Annotated in this window: 15 protein-coding genes; 3 read left to right on the forward strand and 12 right to left on the reverse strand. The window is 40.1% G+C overall.

Features of this window, described 5'->3' with window-relative positions:
• Positions 1-10: 10 nt before the first annotated feature.
• Positions 11-1,474 carry a flotillin family protein gene (locus BQ5321_RS20765; RefSeq protein ID WP_390622196.1) on the reverse strand — a complete coding sequence of 488 codons (1,464 nt, stop codon included), beginning with the start codon at positions 1,472-1,474 and terminating at the stop codon, positions 11-13.
• 265 nt (positions 1,475-1,739) lie between these two features.
• On the opposite strand from BQ5321_RS20765, the gene BQ5321_RS20770 reads away from it, so the two are divergent.
• The gene (locus BQ5321_RS20770) at positions 1,740-2,654 is read left to right on the forward strand and encodes a prenyltransferase (RefSeq protein ID WP_071396291.1); all 915 of its coding nucleotides are present in this window, start codon (positions 1,740-1,742) and stop codon (positions 2,652-2,654) included.
• 75 nt (positions 2,655-2,729) lie between these two features.
• Here the strand turns inward: BQ5321_RS20770 and BQ5321_RS20775 are convergent, their stop codons facing one another.
• From BQ5321_RS20775 to nikR, 9 genes are all read right to left on the reverse strand, one after another.
• Positions 2,730-3,488 carry an ABC transporter permease gene (locus BQ5321_RS20775; RefSeq protein WP_084786876.1) on the reverse strand — a complete coding sequence of 253 codons (759 nt, stop codon included), beginning with the start codon at positions 3,486-3,488 and terminating at the stop codon, positions 2,730-2,732.
• Positions 3,466-4,203: an ABC transporter ATP-binding protein gene (locus tag BQ5321_RS20780; protein ID WP_071396292.1), complete on the reverse strand. Its 738-nt coding sequence runs from the start codon at positions 4,201-4,203 to the stop codon at positions 3,466-3,468. Before BQ5321_RS20780 ends, BQ5321_RS20775 begins: the two co-directional genes overlap by 23 nt.
• A complete protein-coding gene (locus BQ5321_RS20785) occupies positions 4,203-5,147 on the reverse strand; it encodes an ABC transporter substrate-binding protein (RefSeq protein ID WP_071396293.1) in 945 nt (314 codons plus the stop codon). Before BQ5321_RS20785 ends, BQ5321_RS20780 begins: the two co-directional genes overlap by 1 nt.
• A gap of 147 nt (positions 5,148-5,294) precedes the next feature.
• The gene (locus tag BQ5321_RS20790; protein WP_071396294.1) at positions 5,295-5,948 is read right to left on the reverse strand and encodes an ABC transporter ATP-binding protein; all 654 of its coding nucleotides are present in this window, start codon (positions 5,946-5,948) and stop codon (positions 5,295-5,297) included.
• A complete protein-coding gene (locus tag BQ5321_RS20795) occupies positions 5,938-6,864 on the reverse strand; it encodes an ABC transporter ATP-binding protein (protein ID WP_071396295.1) in 927 nt (308 codons plus the stop codon). Before BQ5321_RS20795 ends, BQ5321_RS20790 begins: the two co-directional genes overlap by 11 nt.
• Before the next feature lie 74 nt (positions 6,865-6,938).
• Positions 6,939-7,799 (reverse strand): ABC transporter permease, encoded by an 861-nt coding sequence (locus tag BQ5321_RS20800; RefSeq protein ID WP_071396296.1) that lies wholly within the window; start codon positions 7,797-7,799, stop codon positions 6,939-6,941.
• Positions 7,800-7,804: 5 nt separating this feature from the next.
• Positions 7,805-8,806 carry an ABC transporter permease gene (locus BQ5321_RS20805; RefSeq protein ID WP_084786877.1) on the reverse strand — a complete coding sequence of 334 codons (1,002 nt, stop codon included), beginning with the start codon at positions 8,804-8,806 and terminating at the stop codon, positions 7,805-7,807.
• Positions 8,799-10,406, reverse strand: a complete 1,608-nt coding sequence (locus tag BQ5321_RS20810) for an ABC transporter substrate-binding protein (protein ID WP_071396297.1) — start codon at positions 10,404-10,406, stop codon at positions 8,799-8,801. Before BQ5321_RS20810 ends, BQ5321_RS20805 begins: the two co-directional genes overlap by 8 nt.
• Before the next feature lie 50 nt (positions 10,407-10,456).
• A complete protein-coding gene (nikR, locus tag BQ5321_RS20815; protein WP_071396298.1) occupies positions 10,457-10,876 on the reverse strand; it encodes a nickel-responsive transcriptional regulator NikR in 420 nt (139 codons plus the stop codon).
• A gap of 310 nt (positions 10,877-11,186) precedes the next feature.
• Here nikR and BQ5321_RS20820 point away from each other — a divergent pair, with 310 nt between their 5' ends.
• Both BQ5321_RS20820 and BQ5321_RS20825 read left to right on the forward strand, forming a co-directional pair.
• Entirely contained in the window at positions 11,187-12,374 is a 1,188-nt protein-coding gene (locus tag BQ5321_RS20820; protein ID WP_071396299.1) for an MFS transporter, read from the forward strand.
• A 116-nt stretch (positions 12,375-12,490) separates the two neighbouring features.
• A complete protein-coding gene (locus tag BQ5321_RS20825) occupies positions 12,491-13,537 on the forward strand; it encodes an ABC transporter substrate-binding protein (RefSeq protein WP_071396300.1) in 1,047 nt (348 codons plus the stop codon).
• A gap of 49 nt (positions 13,538-13,586) precedes the next feature.
• On the opposite strand, the gene BQ5321_RS20830 is transcribed toward BQ5321_RS20825, so the two are convergent.
• Complete coding sequence (locus tag BQ5321_RS20830) at positions 13,587-15,194, reverse strand: glycoside hydrolase family 43 protein (protein WP_071396301.1); 1,608 nt, start codon at positions 15,192-15,194, stop codon at positions 13,587-13,589.
• A 395-nt stretch (positions 15,195-15,589) separates the two neighbouring features.
• Positions 15,590-17,974, reverse strand: coding sequence for a phosphoketolase family protein (locus BQ5321_RS20835; protein ID WP_200798717.1), 2,385 nt, complete (start codon positions 17,972-17,974; stop codon positions 15,590-15,592).
• Between the last annotated feature and the right edge of the window lie 201 nt (positions 17,975-18,175).

Consider the following 18,175-nt stretch of genomic DNA (forward strand, 5'->3'; position numbering starts at 1 on the left):
ATATTATTTATTATTTTTCAATTTCATTGCCTTCAGGCTTTTCTTCCATTCCATTTTGCTGAGGAATCGAAACAACATTCTGCTGATTGTTGTTATCTATCGTTTTCCTAGAAGCATAGGACTTAATCAGCTCCGCCACATCAATCCCTGTCATTTCTTTCAGAGGCTCCTGCATATCGACCATTGTTTTTGTAATGCTTTTCCCAAAGGAAGGAACTCCTTGACCATTACCGGAATCAATGATTTTAACAGAGTCAATATTATTAAGCGGCTGTGCAATCTTTTCTGCGAAGACAGGCAGCATTTCGATAAGCTTTTCAGTAATAATCACTTCACCATGTTTTTCCATAGCCTCAGCAAGCAGCTTTCTGGCTTCTGCTTCTGCCTTACCGCGTTCACGGATGACATCTGCTTCCGCCGAACCCTCTTCTCTGCGAATTTTTGCTTTTGCTTCACCGTCAATTTCAGCTTTACGCGCTTCTGCTTCCGCTTTACGGGTAGTTTCGTAATAATCAGCATCCGCCTTCGCCTTACGAACCTTACTTTCCTCTTCTTCCAGCTTAACGGCACGTTCACGTTCTAAAAATTGTAATGTTAACTCTTCTTCTTTTACTTCCTTTGCCAGCTTTGCCTTTTCTAACTCATAAGATTGTTCAGACTTCGCACGTGCCCGTTCAGTCTCTTCTTTAAAGGCTGCATCCTTTAAATCCTTCTCTTTTTTGGATTCAGCAATCGTAATCTGGCGTTTATACTCTTCTTCTTTTGCTTCTTGATCCATCTTCGCTCGGTGAATTCGAGTATCTCTTTCACTATCCGCCTCAGCGATTTCTGCTAACTTCCGAACCTCTGCAATTCGTGGCCGTCCCAGGTTTTCTAAGTACCCATTTTCCTCATCTGCGTCACGTATATCAGTTAACCCTAAAGCAGTAATTTTAAAGCCCATTAAATCTAGCTGCTTTTGAGCAATCTCAGATACATCCTGATTGAATTTTTCCCTGTCATTATTAATTTCTTCCACTGTCATTTTTGAAAGAATCGCACGCAAATTACTTCCCAGGACCTCAATAATTTCCTCTTCAATTTCCTTCTGAGCCTTCCCGAGGAATTGTTCTGCATAATTAGCAATACCATTTAATGTATCGGCAACCTTTACCATTGCAACTGCATCTGCAACAATAGGAACACCACCATTTGTATAAACCCTTGGTGTTGACAATTTCAGCTGAAATGAAGTCAAATTTACTGGCGTTGACGTCTGGAAACGTCTGAGCAGATAGCCGCCACCTCGGATAATTTTCATCGAGCGTCCCTCTGAATCTGTGAAAATATTACTTTCCTTTTCCGGGTCCCCTAATCTCGGCCCCGTTATTATTAATGCTTCATTCGACTTCGCGGTTCGATAACGAACCTTAACCCAAAAGAAATAACCAATACCTACAAGTGCAGCAATAATAATAATCGGAATTAAGAACATTAATACTCCAACGAATTCAATCACAACTTCGCCCTCCTTCTTTGATTGTTATTTTAGCCTACTTTTTTATACGGTTAAGATCAAATAAAGTTCCCGAAAATTCGTTTTTTTAAAACAATAAACTGTTAAAAAATATCCATTGATTATGTTATTAAATTTATGTTTAATTATTCACATAGTCTATATTTGCTGTTAATAAACTCAAATATTTGAATGAATACTGTTTTTATATGTGAAATTCATAACAAAATTAGGAGATGGAAATATGACATTCTCAAAAGATTACTGTGTTAAATTGGGAAAGGATTTATGGATTGCCCTAAGACCCTTTTCTCTCACACTTGCTATTGCATCAATCACCTTGGGTCTCCTCGTTACTCATTTAGAGGGGAAACTATTTTCAGGGGATCTATCCTTGGATATCCTTAAGATGGTATTGATTTATGTAGGATCCATTCTCAGTCAAAGCTGTGCGAACATGATTAATGATTTTTATGAAGGTTCCTTCAAATATCATCGTTCAGGTGAAAAAACCTACAAATTTCTAGGCTATCAAAGGACTGCATTTGATTTATTAGTTTTCACCCTCAGTATGTTATGTTTAGTTGGCTTTTTCATTATTGGTGCCATACTGATTCAATACAGCACAATCAATCTACTTTATATCGGAATTGCCGGAATGATTGGGTCCTACGCCTATACAGGAGAACCATTTGTATATAAGCGCAAAGGATTAGGTGCTATATTATCTTTTATTTTGATGGGTCCCCTGATGATACTTGGAACGTATATGGTTTTTACAGGTGAATTCTCATTAAGGCCTATTATTCTTACCATTCCTGCAGGATTGATGATTCCATTGCTCATGATGTCTAACGAAATAAGAGATTATGAAAGAGATAAAAACCTTGGAATCCGCACTCTTACAGTTATTCTGGGAGAAAAAGCTGGACGGGCCATTTTTATCTCATTATTGGTGATTGCTTACGCTATGACAACTATTTTAGTCATAACTGGAGATTTACCGAAGCTAACTCTCTTAGTTTACTTAACACTGCCTGTCGCCATTAGAGCTTATAACAAAGTTGCTATGCCTAAAACAAGTGGAATTCGAATCACTAATTGGCTTCATATCGCTTTTAATACAGCTACTATCTTAGCTTTAATTTTAGGATCATAATAGATTTAGAAATATAACAAAGGCACTCTGACTTGGTCAAAGTGCCTTTTCATGTAACAGATACCTATCAATATTTTATTTCCCAATTTTTATCCAGCCACACAACCTGGCTTCCATTACATCAATTAGTTTAAAAATAACAAATCCCATAATACTTAACGCTAAGATTCCACTAAACATTTCCACATAATTTACTTTAATCCAGCTGTCCATAATGAAATAGCCAATCCCATAAGTGGTAGCGAAATTCTCTCCATAGAACAAAACAGAAATACTGACTCCAACACTAATTCGAATAGCTGTAATGATCTTGGGTAGGACGGCAGGCACAATTAAATGCCGGTATATTTCCAGCCGACTTAATCCCAGTGACATAACAGAATAGAATAATTCCTTCGGTATTTCCTTTACCCCATCTCTTACGGCAACAATGATTTGGAACACCACGATGGTAATAATGAGAACAATTTTCGGCGTATTGCCAAGACCAAATAAAATCATAAGAATGGGCAGGAAGGCTATTTTCGGTAACGGATAAAGGATATAAACAATCGGTGAAACAAGCTCATCTGCCTTTTTACTCATGCCTATCCAAAGTCCGATGATGCTTCCTGCAACTAACGATATCAAAATGGCAGCTGTTATTCTGAGAAAACTGACAGATAGATGGATACTTAATTCGCCAGGGAAAATCTCGATAAAGTTAATGATGGTCTGAAAGGGGGAAGGAATAGCGGATGAAGCTACAGCTAAGTGTAGTATATACCAAAACAATAATACAACCAGGAAGCCATATAATGTTTTAAATTGATTAATCCATTTCAACTTCATCATCTAACCATTTCCTTACTTCTAGACAGATTTTATAAAATTCAAGCTGATTCCGTAAATCCACGGCACCAAAATGAGGATTTTCGATGATATGTCTAATTTTCCCTTTACTCATAACAATGATATTTTGCCCTAGAAAAACAGCTTCTTCTATATTATGTGTTACCATAACAAGCGTAATTTCCCGCTGTTTATACGTATTTAAAATCAGATTTTGAATATGCTCCTTGGTCATTGCATCTAAAGCAGATGAAGCTTCATCCATGAGAAGCAGATCCGGTTCTAATGCTAGGGTCCTTGCAATGGCAACCCGTTGCTTTTGTCCTCCGCTCAGTTCACCGGGCAGCTTTTTCCCAAACGGCAGCATCCCTAAGCTATCTAGGATGGATGTGACCTTTGCTTGGATTTCACTTTTGTGTAATCCTCGTGTTTTGAGAGGAAAGGCAATATTATCCCAGACCGTCTTCCAGGGAAGTAGACCATAATCCTGCAGGATTAATCCTGTATTTTTTCGAATTCCAGCCAGTTTTTCTTTGTTAACGAAAATGGACCCTGAGGCAGGAGTAATCAATCCTGCCAGGGTATATAATAAGGTTGTCTTTCCGCAGCCTGATGGACCAATGATGGCATAGGTCGTGTTTTTCTTCATTGTTAATGAAATGTTGTCTAGAGCCTTTTCTTCTCCATATCGTACATCAAGTTGCTCTACCTTAATCATTACTTCACGAAGCTCCCGTCCACTAATTGCTCATAGCTCACATTTACCTTTTTTCCAATAACCTTTTCATTCCAGTCCATAACTCCATTTAAATATTCTTCACTTGGAATTCTGGCATGGTGATATTCAGGCATTAAAATATTAGCTTTAATTTCCGGCTTCAGATCTAATCTCTTAATCAGTATATCTCTCGCTTCTTCATCGTCAGCTAATATTTCATCAACGGCTTTATTATAGGCCTGGTGGAAAAGACTTAGAGCTTCTTTCTTATTCTCGATCGTATCTCCTGAGAATACCATCACGTCTGGTGAGAAGCTGTCGTTATTTTCGATTAACTCCTTTTTCAATCCACTTAATTCACCCTGTGAAGCCATTGGTTCTGGAATAACCGCCATATCTAAATTTCCCTGGTTAATCATTTCAAGCCTTGCAGGGATTTCATTAATATACACCTTTTCCACATTATATTTTCCTTCTAAGCTTCTGTCGGCTAAATAATTGGAAACACTAACCTCCATCATGCCTACTTTAATGTCTTTTTTATTTTGTTCAAATTCTTTATTAATTAAAAATGGAAACGAACCATCTGTACTTGTCGTCACTTTAATGTCAAAACCATTTTCTACATTATTGACTAACGCAATGACATCCGTCATCGCTCCATCAAGCTCACCGCTTTGCAGGGCACTTTGACGGTTCATCGCATTTGTGTATACTTGGATTTCCGCATCTAAGCCCAATTCTTCAAAATATCCTTTTTCCTCCGCTAGAAAAATGGGTGCTGAGTCAACGGCAGGCATGACGCCGACCTTTAAGGTTAAATTTTCATCTGCTTTAACTGAAGAGATAGAATCATCTTTTTCTTTACTATCTGCTCCACAGCCAGTTACAATCGCCATCAAACCCACTAATAATATTGCAAAAAAGTATTTCGTTCCTTTCATATGTACATTTCTCCTTCGTGAAAATATTAACATTATACATTATAGGAGTTATTTCCAATAAAATCAAAAGGACTTTTTGTTATTTGAATATAATGAATAGCAGACGACGATAGCTTAGAAAAAAAGATGAGATGGGCTTAGCGGCTGTCATATTTCGATGACTCGATGACAAAGCCTTTGAATTAGCTTGGCTTCATGGCTGACAACAAGAATAGCCATCTTGCGAGACCTAGCGATTTCCAACACCGCATGCCAAATTTGTGCTTGGGTGATGGCATCGAGCATCGCTGTCATTTCATCAGCTATAAGAAAGCGGGTATTGGGTCCCATTGCCCTCGCCACACAAAAACGCTGCAGCTCTCCTCCTGAAAGCTCATTCGGCCAGCGTGATAGCCATTCCTGTTCAATCCCCAGTGATTGCAGCACAGTATTGTCTGGCCGCCATCCTTCATTCAGGACTTTTTCCATTTTCCAGCGGGGATTAACTACTTTTTCCGGATGCTGAAAAACGAGTTGTACTGGATGATATCCTTTATTGGGAATATCTGCTCCTCCAATTGTCACCGCCCCTTCAATTGGAGCTTCATAGCCTGCTAAGATTTTACATAAAGTAGTTTTCCCACGACCGCTCGCACCGATGAGACCTACAATTTCACCTGGCTCAAGAGTAAAATTAACATCCTTTAGAACCCATGGTCCATTCCTGCCATACCGAAATCCAATGTCTCTAGCCTCAAGCCTCCCATTGAATCCCTGCTGAAGGGTAGAATATATAGGAGTATTTACCGTTTCATTTTGCATGGATACACTTCACCATCCCATTCCGAAGCTCACGCATCTCCGGCTCTGCCTTCTCACATTCATAGGTGCCGTTCTCGCATCGCGGTGCAAACAAGCACCCTTTTGGTAACGCACTGGAATGCGGCTGTGAGCCAGGTATCGGAATAAAACCATTTTGCGGCAATGCTTGCCATAATGCTTTACTATATGGATGCCTTAATGCCTCACCAAGACCCACAAAGTCCTTAACCGGAGCAATTTCGACCGTGGTTCCCGCATAAAAAACAGCAATATAGTCTGCAATCTGTAATGCAGCATCGATATCGTGAGTAATCATCATGACAGCACAGCCATTGTCTGCCAGCTCGCGAAAGTTCTGTAAAGCCTCGTTCACGACAACCGAGTCAAGCCCAGGTGTTGGTTCATCCGCAATGATTACCTTAGCGCCGCTGACCATAGCCGTTGCCAATAGCGCTCGTCTCGCCATACCGCCCGATAGCTGAAAGGGATACATATCCTCAACATTCTGGTTCAGTCGGTATCTCTCAAACACATTCCTCTGCACAACAGACGCATCCCCATCCTTCACAGAAGCGCGAACCTGTCTGCCAATACGCATAAGCGGATCAAGATAATTGACTGATTGCGGAACTAGGGCAATTTCCTTTCCCCGCAATGCCTTCAAGGCTTTATCACTCATCTCTTCACCTGCATATTTTATCATTCCACTAACCTTTGCATTGCTTGGTAAAATACCTAGGATTGCATGGGCAAGTAAGCTTTTGCCGGAACCGCTGGCTCCAACAACTGCAAGGATTTCTCCTTCTCTAAGCTGGACATTTAAACCGGAAATCACTTTATTATTTCCCTGTTTCAAGCCACCTGCTGTATATTGTTTAAATGAAATGGATAAATTTTCCACCTCTAGAATAGGCATAAGACACCCCCCTGCATAAAAGATAATTTCAATACACGTCTATGAAACATGAGATATCTACAGTATGTACTCCTTTACTCATGCGCTCGTACCGGGTCAATCAGCAGCCTGAGATTTTCACCTATTACATCAAATAAACGGACAACAACCAATAAGCAAATCCCTGGGAAAAACGCCAGCCACCATAGACCCGAAGACAAATACTTCATCGATTCAGACAATATTATGCCGATTGCCGGCTCGTGCGGTGAAAGTCCCAATCCAAGAAATGTAACGGCTGCTTCATGTAAGATGGCATGCGGAAATAACAGCATAAAACCAACAAGAATTTGCGGTAATAAATGGGGAAGAAAGTGATTGCGGGCAATCCACCACCTGGTTTTCCCCATTCTCTTAGAGACGTGGACATAATCTGCGGAACGGATTTGCAGTACTTCTGCCCGAATGACACGTGCAAGACTAGGCCAGTGCGTTAGGGCAATCCCAATGACAATACCTTTAAACCCCCCGCCTAGAGTAAAGGAAATAAGAATAAGAGTTACTAGGTGCGGAACACTGAGAAATAGGTCAATACACCAGGAGACAATCCGATCTGCCGTTTTCCCCATCGTTGCTGCCATAAGACCCATAATAAGAGCGATAGAAGTACTCCCAATCGCCCCAATCAATCCTACTCCAATACTCAAAGTTAATCCCTTCATCGATCTTGTAAACATATCCCTGCCCAACCAATCCGTTCCGAACAGATTCACTAAATTCGGTGGGATATTTCGCTCATCAAGATGGGTATCGATCCTTGCTTCATCTAGAAGCAGTCCCATAAAAATAACTGCTGCTAAAAGAATAATCGCGAAGGCTATTGTTACAATCGTTCGCTGCCGACGATTAATAAGATACAAGGAAGCTTGTTTTTGCTTATGAACTTTAAAGCTCATGATGTTCAATCCTCCCTCATTCGTGGATCCAAAAGGAAATAGAGTAAATCGGCAATTAAATTTCCAACAAAAACAAAAATTGCACTAAAAATGACTAATCCCAATAATAGTGGAATATCTCCTCTTAAACCTGCCTCAACCGTTGCTTGTCCAAGACCGGGATAGGCAAAAACCTGCTCAGCAAGGATTGCACCACCAAACAATTCACTAAATGCTGCAAACTGTACGGTAATCGCCGGCAATGCAACATTCCGTAAACCATGCCGCCAAAATAAAAGAAAACCATATTCTCCCCGTGCTCTGGCGAACAATACATACTCACTGGCAAGGACATCAATCAGCTTCTGACGTGTATGCAACGCGACATTTGCGACTCCAACAATACTAAGAGTAAGAGCCGGAAGTATTAAATGGTGCACGCGGTCTGCAATGGTTACCTCCTCTGCTAGTACACCAACCGGGACTCCCAATCCCACCGGAAACCAACCTAACCATACAGCAAAAATCATTAACATGAGAAGCCCCATCCAAAAGGGAGGGGTAGAAGCTAACGTATAGCAATACCATTTAATCCCCCTGTCCACCCATGTATCCTTCTTCATCGCGGAAACCACTCCCATAACAAACCCAATCACTCCTGATAAAATCCAGGCAGCTGCCATGAGTGCCAGTGAATGGATAAAGCGCTCCCCGATTACTTCCGAAACAGGGCGCCGATAGATCATGGAGGTTCCCAAATCACCGGTAAGAACTGCCTTTCCCCAATTCAAAAACTGTATCAACAGCGGTTGATTCAAGCCCCAATATTCTGCGATTTTTTCCCGCTGCTCCGGTCCAACCTTGACCATATCTGCACCAATGTAGGCTTGAATGGGATCAATGGGGGAATTTTTTACTAATAGAAAGGAAATAAAGCAAATGGCCGTTAACAATGCTGCCATTCTAATACTTTTCAATAGAAGAAATCTTCCAAGCCTGTTAGGTTTGCTTTTATACACCCTACTCATTCCATTTCCATTCTTCTAAATTATTTGTCACTGGCCAGCCATGACCATGCGGATGGATTCTTTGCACACCAATGTCAAGTCCGTTCTTCACTAAATATAAATGATCAATATTCACTAACCATGCCCAAGGTGCATCACCTTTGGCACTTAGACCTGTCATCCCATCCCACTGCGCAAGCTTCCAATACTTATTGGCTTCCGCCTCATCAAGAGCAGTCATTGCTTTTTCAAAGTATTCATCGACTACCGTATTTTGATAGTAACCAGTGTTGTAGTACTCCACACCGGCATAAGAGCTGCTATAGACGTTGTATAGCTCATGAGGGTCCTGGCTCCCCCAGCCCATGAGAACTGCGTTGGAATACATGTGCTTCTCAATTGTATCCCAGCTTTCTCCTTCTACCTTGATGTTAATACCAAGCGGTTTAATCATGTCTGCAACTGTGATTGAAAGGGATTGGCGAATATTATCACCGGCTGGATAATATAAAGTGAACTCTGCCTTCAAATCCCCTTTATCGAGAATGCCATCATGGTTTGTATCCTTCCAGCCTGCTTCTTTTAGAAGCTTCTGCGCTCCATCCATGTCCCCGTCCTTCAACACAGTTTCAGCATTCCACCATGGTAAACCATCAACAGATGTATAGGCTGGAGTGCCGTAGCCTTCCAACACACCATCTATCAAAGCAGCGCGGGAAACTCCCAGATTAATAGCCTGACGAATGGCTGCATCTGCCGTCACATCATTCCCAATCGGCCGGCCATCCTCTGTTTTCCCACCTGATTTTACATAGGGAAATACAATACCACGATTATCCACTGTTTTCACAGCTTTTAGATTCATGCCTGACACAGGCTGTTTACTAAATGCTGCCGGAATGGCAGCCACATCCACATTGCCAGCCTTAGCAGCTGCAAAAGCTGCATCCTCACTTAGAAAAAGAAACGTCACCTTTTGGAAATTAGGCTTCTTATCATAATATTCCGGATTGGCTTTGACAATCAGCTGCTGTCCCTTGTCCCACTGAACTAAAACATATGGACCAGAACCAATTGGATGTTCTGAATAGTCCTCGCCATAGGCATGCTGTGGGACAATTCCAGTGGAAACTAAATGATTAATAAAGGTTGATTGTGGTTTTGTCAGAAAAAATTTTAATGTATAATCATCGCTAGCTTCTATTTTTTCTAAATTAGTTAAATCAATAGCAGATCCATTATTTAATGCTGTTTCAAAGGTAAACTGAACATCTGCAGAGGTTAATGGTTTACCGTCTGAAAATTTTACATCTTTTCGAAGTGAAACGGTCCAAACCTTTCCATCCTCACTTACCTCGTAGCCCAATGCTGCATCATTTACAATATTCAACTGGTCGTCCCGTTTAAGAAGCGTGCTTTGAAACAACGGAGAGCCGTATCGTCCCCAGCCTGTCGTCGGATCAAAGCCTGCATCCGGCTCTCCCCCTACTGCCAGCACAAGCTCTTCCTGCTTATTCTTTTGTACAGCTTGATTAGAATCCGTTTTCCCGCAGCCTGATAAAATAATGATGATGCTTAAAGCAATAATGAGCAGACGTCCCAAAATTTTCTTCCTTCGCATATGTATCCCCTCTCTCATGAAAGACTGGTACTAAATAAACCTTGACTGCACTATATTTGTTTTACTGGAGCAACCGTGAATTTTCCATATTCAACACCCTTTAAACTAGTTATCTTATGGCTTAGCTGTTGAATATCTTTCACTTTTCCTTTTACCACTATCAATTCTAGACAGCTGTCATGGTTCAGATGAAAATGGGTGGTAGCCAGAATATAATCGTGCATTTCATGCTGAATTTTCATCATTTCATCCTGTAGATTCCGTTGATGGTGGTTATAAAAAAGCAATATACTACCCGCAACTGTTTCCTCACTATTTTCCCAGGATTCTTGAATAAGGGCATCACGAACAAGGTCCCGAACCGCTTCGGAGCGATTTTCATAGCCTCTAAGTTGGATTAATTGGTCGAATTTTTTTAATAGACTCCCTTCCATTGATACACCAAACCGCTTTAATGTCGAATCAGTCATCCCTTAACCTCCCGATAAAAATTTCACTGAAGTCGTGCTACGATTTTAATAATTCGTAGCACCATAATGCAGATATAGTCAAAAAATAGTTTATATTCATATATTTTAGTTTACCACTGTATAAAGCTATTGCGATTCCCAAAATGTGACACCTTTTTGTCTTGGATAAAAGGATTCTGTACTGCGACCCGTTCCATAGAGAGCCTTTTTTTAAAACTTTCAATCCAACATCGATATTTCATTAGTATAATAGGTACCCATTACTATATTATAAAAGTGAACGGTGTTATCATTCGAAAGGAAGAACAGCATGCAAAAACAACAAAACAACAAATTTACCCTTGCAATATTATTAAATATTATTTTCCTTACTTTTTTAGGAATCAGTCTTGTCATTCCCGTTATGCCTACAATTATGAATGAATTATATATTTCCGGTACAGTTGTCGGGTATTTAGTGGCCGCTTTTGCCTTAGCACAGCTACTCGTTTCCCCAATAGCTGGACGTTGGGTAGATCAATTTGGCCGTAAAATCATGATAATCATCGGTCTTCTCTTCTTTAGTCTTTCGGAGTATTTATTTGGGATTGGCAAAGTTGTCGAGGTTTTATTTTTTTCACGTATACTTGGCGGAATTAGCGCTGCCTTTATTATGCCGGCAGTCACTGCCTATATTGCTGATATTACAACCATACAAAAGCGTCCGAAAGCATTAGGTTATATGTCTGCCGCCATATCAACTGGATTCATCGCCGGTCCGGGGATTGGGGGTTTCTTAGGAGAAATAAGTGTTCGCTTACCTTTTTTCTGCGCAGCAGGATTTGCCTTATTTGCAGCTATCCTATCCGTTATTACACTACGCGAGCCTGAAAGAAATCCTGAAAATATCGGGATTGACGAACAAAAAACTGGGGTATTGAGAATTTTTGCTCCAATGTATTTTATTTCTTTTATGATCATCTTAATTTTTTCATTTGGTCTAGCATCGTTTGAGTCCCTTTTTTCTTTATTTGCAGACCATAAATTTGGATTCACCCCCAAAGATATCGCCATTATGATAATGGGTGGCGCCATTGTTGGTGCGATTACACAAATTGCCTTGTTTGACCGTTTAACCATGTGGTTAGGCGACATTCGGTTTATCCGATATTGCTTAATTCTATCCACAGCATTGGTCTTTTTGATGACCCTTGTTACCTCTTACGCCGCCATCCTCCTGGTTACTTTTACGGTGTTTGTTGGCTTCGATATGGTACGCCCGGCAGTTACGAACTATTTATCTAAAATTGCCGGAAATGAACAGGGCTTTGTCGGCGGGATGAATTCGATGTTTACCAGTCTAGGAAATGTTTTCGGTCCTATTGTCGGTGGAATTTTATTTGATATTGATCTAAACTATCCATTTTATTTTTCTACAATTGTGTTAAGCATTGGTATTGGGCTGACACTTGTATGGAAAATGCCTGGGCAAAGGAAAGTCAAGGTTTCCGGTCTATAAAAAATTAACTATAAATGTAAAAACCAACAAATGAACTGTATAATGAAAATAGAGAAGGGTATTGGTTAGAATGATGGATTATTCTATTGCCTTTTATATGACAGGAGCGGGGGAAAATGAGGAAACTGTTATTGATTTTACCAGTAATTGTATTATTGCTCATTACAGCTTGCGGAGATCGTACGGAAAATAAGGTAAGTCAACCGTCTACAACCAAAGAATACACCAAATTAGAGAAGGTTCAGATATTATTAGCAACAAAAAGTACTGCTATGTTCTATGCATTTGTTGCTCGTGAGAAAGGTTTTTTTGAAGACGAAGGTCTTGATGTAGAATTGGTTTCAAATAATGGTGGGGCTTCAGTAGTTGAACAGCTTGGATCCGAAACCGCTGATATCGGCATCGTAGCAGTGGCATCGCTTTTTCAAGCCTGGAATAATGGTATGGATATTCAGGTTGTCTATCAAATAAATTCAACTAATTTGTTTGATTTCCTAGTTCCGAAGCATTCTAATATAACGGATATTAGTCAGTTAAACGGCAAAGCGGTAGGTGTAACTGATCCTGGTGGCGCTGAAGTACCCATGGTGCGGGCAATCCTTTCAGGTGCAGGATTAGAGGCGGATCAAGATGTGATGATTCGTGCAATAGGAAATGATGCAGAGACCATTTCAGCTGCATTTGAAAACGGGGAAATCGATGCCTTTAGCGGTGGTGCACACGACTTAATTGCATTGAAAGCAACCGATTTCAAATCCAAGTCACTGCTACCAAGAGAATATAAAACTCTACCTTCGACGGCCATTATTGCTAATGGGAAAATCATAAAAGAAAGGCCTGAGCTTATTGAAAGAATCTCTCGTGCTGTTGCACGAGGAGTTGACTACTCCATTAATAATCGACATGTAGCCTACGATATTATGAGCACAGCCTTTCCTGAGGAATACACAGTTGAGCATGTCGGTAAAATGACTCTAGATACATTTATCAATTTATCTACTCCTATTGAATCAGAAAAGGGCTATGGCTATATTTATCACGAATCATGGGAGAAGCTGATTGAGCAATTTAGCATCGGGGAAAACCCGGTTGTCACCAATAATATCGACCTAAATAAATACCTGAACAGCAGTTTTCTAGAAAAAGCCAATCAATTTGAATAAGTGCCAGGCACCTTCCAGTAGTCTGGAAGGTGCCTGGCACTTTATATCCTTAAATTTCCTTATACATAAAATAATCAAAGTCAGCTGGTTTGTCCATGCCGCTTACATCTTGACAATGCATTCCTACGAATGCTCCTGTAAAGAATCCGCCACCACGAATGTAATCATCAGATAGTTTGTAGGAATGGAATTTCACAGGAAGATCATTCCACTCCTTTCCATCGAAGGAATATGAGAATTGATAGAAATGCTCACGAACCATCACTTTAAAATGTACATTTTCAACAGCTTCAGGCACTTCAATTTCTGAACCTTGAATCGGATGCGAAAAGGCAAAATTATCGCTACGAACAATGTCAATGATTCGACCCTTCTCTTCATGCCAAGTGACTTGAATAGATGTCCAATTCTCAGTATTGTAATAGCATACTAATCCTGCAGCCTGCTGGAACGTGTCAGGTCTGAACGATACACTTGTACCTGCATCAAAGTTGTAGGCTTGCCAGCGTCTTGCCACTAATGCCTGTGTAAAGGTTGATGTTAAAGACTCTTTTCCATAAAGACGTAAATGTCCTGGACGATCTGTTAATGACATGATATCGTCTGTTAATGGAATTCGTAAGGACTGGAAGTGAATATTTAAACTTGGATTGTCAAAATGATCGAACTCTTCATAATTACGCTCCCACTTCACTTCTTCCATTTGAGGCCCTTCAACCTCTAGCGAACCCTCTCTTCCACCCACTACATACGGCCAGCCATCTCTCCATTCCAATTTTTGAATCGCCGTTTCTCTTCCTAATGGACAATAGCCTCTATTATCACGTACTGGCTGTCCTTCATGCGGCAGTGGTCTGCCTGTTAAGTGAGCGATATACCATTCATCCGTATGCGTTTGAACAATGGAAGCATGGCCGCATTTCTGTAATGGATTTCTTGGATCATGCCATGATGAGAGAATCGGATTTTCCGGATGAAGCTCATATGGACCTTCAATATTCTTTGATCTTGCTAAAGTAGAAGCATGCTCATATCGAGTGCCCCCCTCTGCAGTTAATAAATAATAATAATCTCCGATATGGTACAAGTGCGGTGCTTCAGTTAGCATAATGTCTGTACCTTTAAAAATGACTTGTGGTTTACCAATTAAACGTTTTTCTTCATGAGAATACTCCTGCATAACAATCCCAGCAAATGGATGGTTATAGCTTCTTGGGTCCCACAGCATATTCACTAAATATTTTCTTCCATCAGTGTCATGGAATAAGGAAGCATCAAACCCAGAGCCATTTAATCGTATCGGCTCGCTCCAGTCTCCATCCACTGTGTCACAAGTCACTAAATAGTTATGACAGTCCTTCCAAGCACCATCTGTTACTTTAACATCTGTGTAAATAAGCCAAAACTTTCCGTCTGCATAACTTAAAGCGGGAGCCCAAATTCCGCCCGAATTTGGATTTCCCTTCATATTTAACTGTGATACGCGATTTAATGGGCGTGCCACAAGCTGCCAATTGACCAAGTCCTTAGAGTGATGAATTAATACACCTGGAAACCATTCGAAGGTAGAAACGGCAATATAGTAATCATCCCCTGCACGGCACATACTTGGATCAGGATTAAAACCTCTTAAGACTGGATTTTGAATTTTTGTCATATCTATCATCCTCTCGCTCTTAATTCAGCTACTATTCTGCTGTGTTCTTTTTCATCTAATTTGTAGAGATTAATTTAACTTTCATATCCCATTATCAAATTGCTTACATTTTATTTATTGTGAAGCAGCATTTCCTTATATCATTTATTTGTATGCGTTTTCATATTTCGAATAAAACAGAAATGAAATACTGCATCAATGCACTTCCTCTTAATACTAAACTTATAACTATATTTCTAGTCAGTTAGTTAGTTAGTTTGTTTATTGAACCAACTAATTAAACTTTATCTAATTTCTTATAATAAATCAACTGTATTCTTTCAAATTATTTTTCTAATTGGAATGTCACAAGGACAATCAAGAGACCATGGTGTTAAACCCATGGCCTTGTTTCATTATTTCATGTCTTTCCAAACCCAGTTCTCTACTTCTGGTAAATCAGTGCCTTCCTCACGGATGAATTGATTGTGTTTTTCAACCATATTCTCCATTTCAGTGACAATATGTGAGTACTTATCGGCATTTGGTAAGTTTAGAGCGGCTTCCTTGACAAGATCAAATCGGTCCATTTGATTTAGAACACGCATATCAAACGGTGTAGTAATATCTCCGTTTTCACGATAACCATGTACGTGTAAGTTATGGTTGCGGCGTTCAAAGAATAAATCTTTGATAAGACCTTCATAACCATGGAAAGCAAAGATAACTGGCTTGTCCTTTGTAAAGAATCCATCAAACTCCTCATCTGATAAACCGCGTGGGTCTAGCTTTTGACTTCTCAATCTTAATAGGTCAAGAACGTTAATATAACGTATCTTTAGTTCAGGCAGCTTTTCGTGCAGGATAGAGATGGCCGCTAAGCTTTCGATGGTTGGTTCAGTACCTGCTGAAGCGAAGACAATGTCTGGTTCACCATCATGGTCCGTGCTTGCCCAGTCAATAATCTTCAGGCCTTTATCCACCAATTCCTGTGCTTCATCAGCAGAGAACCATTGTGGACGTGGATGTTTAGATGACACAATCAAATTAATCTTTTGACGGTCATTAAGCACCTTGTCAAACACAGCCAGCAATGAGTTTGCATCAGCTGGTAAATATTCACGGATGAATTCTGGTTTTTTATCAGCTAAGTGACCTAATAAACCTGGATCCTGGTGTGTATAGCCATTATGATCCTGTTGGAAAACAGTTGAAGTGGCTACTACATTTAGTGATGGAATGTCTGTACGCCATGCTTGCTCTGTTGCTTTTCTTAACCACTTAAAGTGCTGTGTCAGCATAGAATCAACTACGCGTAAGAATGCCTCATAGCTGGCAAAGAAACCATGGCGACCCGTTAATACATAACCCTCTAGCATTCCTTCTGCTTGATGCTCAGATAGTTGGGAATCAATGACACGACCATAAGGAGCTAAGAACTCATCATATGGTTCTATCGTCTTCTCTACCCACTGGCGTTTTGTCACTTCAAAAACGGGTCCTAAACGGTTGGACATCGTTTCATCAGGGCCAAAAATTCTAAAGTTACGATTTTCTTCATTTATAAGAATAACATCTCTCATATATTTACCTAATACAGCCATATCCTGGGCGATTACTTTTCCACGCTCAGAATTATCCAGTGCATATTCACGGAAATCCGGTAACCGTAGGTCCTTAATCAGACTTCCAGCGTTTGTTACAGGATTCATAGCCATCCGCTTGTTGCCCTTTGGAGTGATTTCTGCTATTTCAGGCTTTAGACGGCCGTTCTCTTCAAATAATTCCTCTGGCTTGTAACTCATTAACCATTCAACTAACGCGTCGATATGCTCCATATGATTTTGGTCAACTGGTACTGGAACCTGATGAGCACGGAATGAATCTTCAACAGGAACACCAGCCCATTCCTTAGGACCTGTCCAGCCCTTTGGCTGACGGAAGATTAGCATTGGCCATACTGGGCGAGTCGAATCGTTGTTTTCACGAGCATTATTTTTAATAGCGGTAATTCTTTCGATGATTGCATCCATTGCTTTTGCCATTTCTACGTGCATTGCTTCAGGTTGATCACCTTCAACAAAGAATGGCTCCCAGCCCATTCCCTCAAAATATAAGGTTAATTCTGCATTCGTTTGACGAGATAGGATCGTTGGATTACTGATTTTAAATCCATTTAAATCTAAGATTGGCAATACTACACCGTCAGTAATCGGGTTAATAAACCGATTTATAAACCATGATGCTGCTAATGGACCTGTTTCTGCCTCTCCATCTCCAATAACGGTTGCCGCAATTAAATCTGGATTATCAAGAACAGCCCCAGCTGCATGTGATAAAGAATAACCTAATTCTCCACCTTCATGGATAGATCCAGGTGTTTCAGGTGCTGCATGGGAAGCAACTCCTCCAGGGAATGAGAATTGTTTGTATAATTTCTTCATCCCCTCAATATCCTGACTAATATTCGGGTAAATTTCACTATAGCTTCCATCAAGATACGAATTTGAAACCATAACCTGCCCGCCATGTCCAGGACCTTCTATGTAGAACATATTCAAATCATATTTATTAATTACGCGGTTTAAATGAGCATAAATAAAGTTTTGACCAGAGATTGTGCCCCAATGTCCAATTGGTTTTACCTTTACGTCTGATGCCTTAATTGGTTCTCTTAATAATGGATTGTCCTTTAAATATAATTGACCAACCGAGATAAAGTTTGTTGCACGCCAATAAGCATCAAGCTTTTCTAAATATGTTTTAGACGAGTAATCAACCTGCTTTGTCATCACTTTCATTACTTTCAGCTCCCTAAGTCACTTTAGTTTTTATAAGTTATGTTTACAAAACAATCATACCAATTATTTTTTTATAGTCAATTACTTTTATAATTGGTACGTACCAAAATTGCTCAATTATGAACATACTATGAACGAATGAATAGTGTTCTTCTTTCCTTTCATCGTTTCCTTCTCAATACAAACCGTTCGGGATCGAAT

It is taken from the genome of Bacillus tuaregi (assembly GCF_900104575.1).
Lineage (GTDB): Bacteria > Bacillota > Bacilli > Bacillales > Cytobacillaceae > Bacillus_BD > Bacillus_BD tuaregi.

Excerpts from the sequence above, each read along its gene's own strand:
- BQ5321_RS20765 (WP_390622196.1), bottom strand. The coding sequence starts at position 1,474 with ATGTTCTTAATTCCGATTATTATTATTGCTGCACTTGTAGGTATTGGT.
- BQ5321_RS20770 (WP_071396291.1), top strand. The coding sequence starts at position 1,740 with ATGACATTCTCAAAAGATTACTGTGTTAAATTGGGAAAGGATTTATGG.
- BQ5321_RS20775 (WP_084786876.1), bottom strand. The coding sequence starts at position 3,488 with ATGATGAAGTTGAAATGGATTAATCAATTTAAAACATTATATGGCTTC.
- BQ5321_RS20780 (WP_071396292.1), bottom strand. The coding sequence starts at position 4,203 with ATGATTAAGGTAGAGCAACTTGATGTACGATATGGAGAAGAAAAGGCT.
- BQ5321_RS20785 (WP_071396293.1), bottom strand. The coding sequence starts at position 5,147 with ATGAAAGGAACGAAATACTTTTTTGCAATATTATTAGTGGGTTTGATG.
- BQ5321_RS20790 (WP_071396294.1), bottom strand. The coding sequence starts at position 5,948 with ATGCAAAATGAAACGGTAAATACTCCTATATATTCTACCCTTCAGCAG.
- BQ5321_RS20795 (WP_071396295.1), bottom strand. The coding sequence starts at position 6,864 with ATGCCTATTCTAGAGGTGGAAAATTTATCCATTTCATTTAAACAATAT.
- BQ5321_RS20800 (WP_071396296.1), bottom strand. The coding sequence starts at position 7,799 with ATGAGCTTTAAAGTTCATAAGCAAAAACAAGCTTCCTTGTATCTTATT.
- BQ5321_RS20805 (WP_084786877.1), bottom strand. The coding sequence starts at position 8,806 with ATGAGTAGGGTGTATAAAAGCAAACCTAACAGGCTTGGAAGATTTCTT.
- BQ5321_RS20810 (WP_071396297.1), bottom strand. The coding sequence starts at position 10,406 with ATGCGAAGGAAGAAAATTTTGGGACGTCTGCTCATTATTGCTTTAAGC.
- nikR (WP_071396298.1), bottom strand. The coding sequence starts at position 10,876 with ATGACTGATTCGACATTAAAGCGGTTTGGTGTATCAATGGAAGGGAGT.
- BQ5321_RS20820 (WP_071396299.1), top strand. The coding sequence starts at position 11,187 with ATGCAAAAACAACAAAACAACAAATTTACCCTTGCAATATTATTAAAT.
- BQ5321_RS20825 (WP_071396300.1), top strand. The coding sequence starts at position 12,491 with ATGAGGAAACTGTTATTGATTTTACCAGTAATTGTATTATTGCTCATT.
- BQ5321_RS20830 (WP_071396301.1), bottom strand. The coding sequence starts at position 15,194 with ATGACAAAAATTCAAAATCCAGTCTTAAGAGGTTTTAATCCTGATCCA.
- BQ5321_RS20835 (WP_200798717.1), bottom strand. The coding sequence starts at position 17,974 with ATGAAAGTGATGACAAAGCAGGTTGATTACTCGTCTAAAACATATTTA.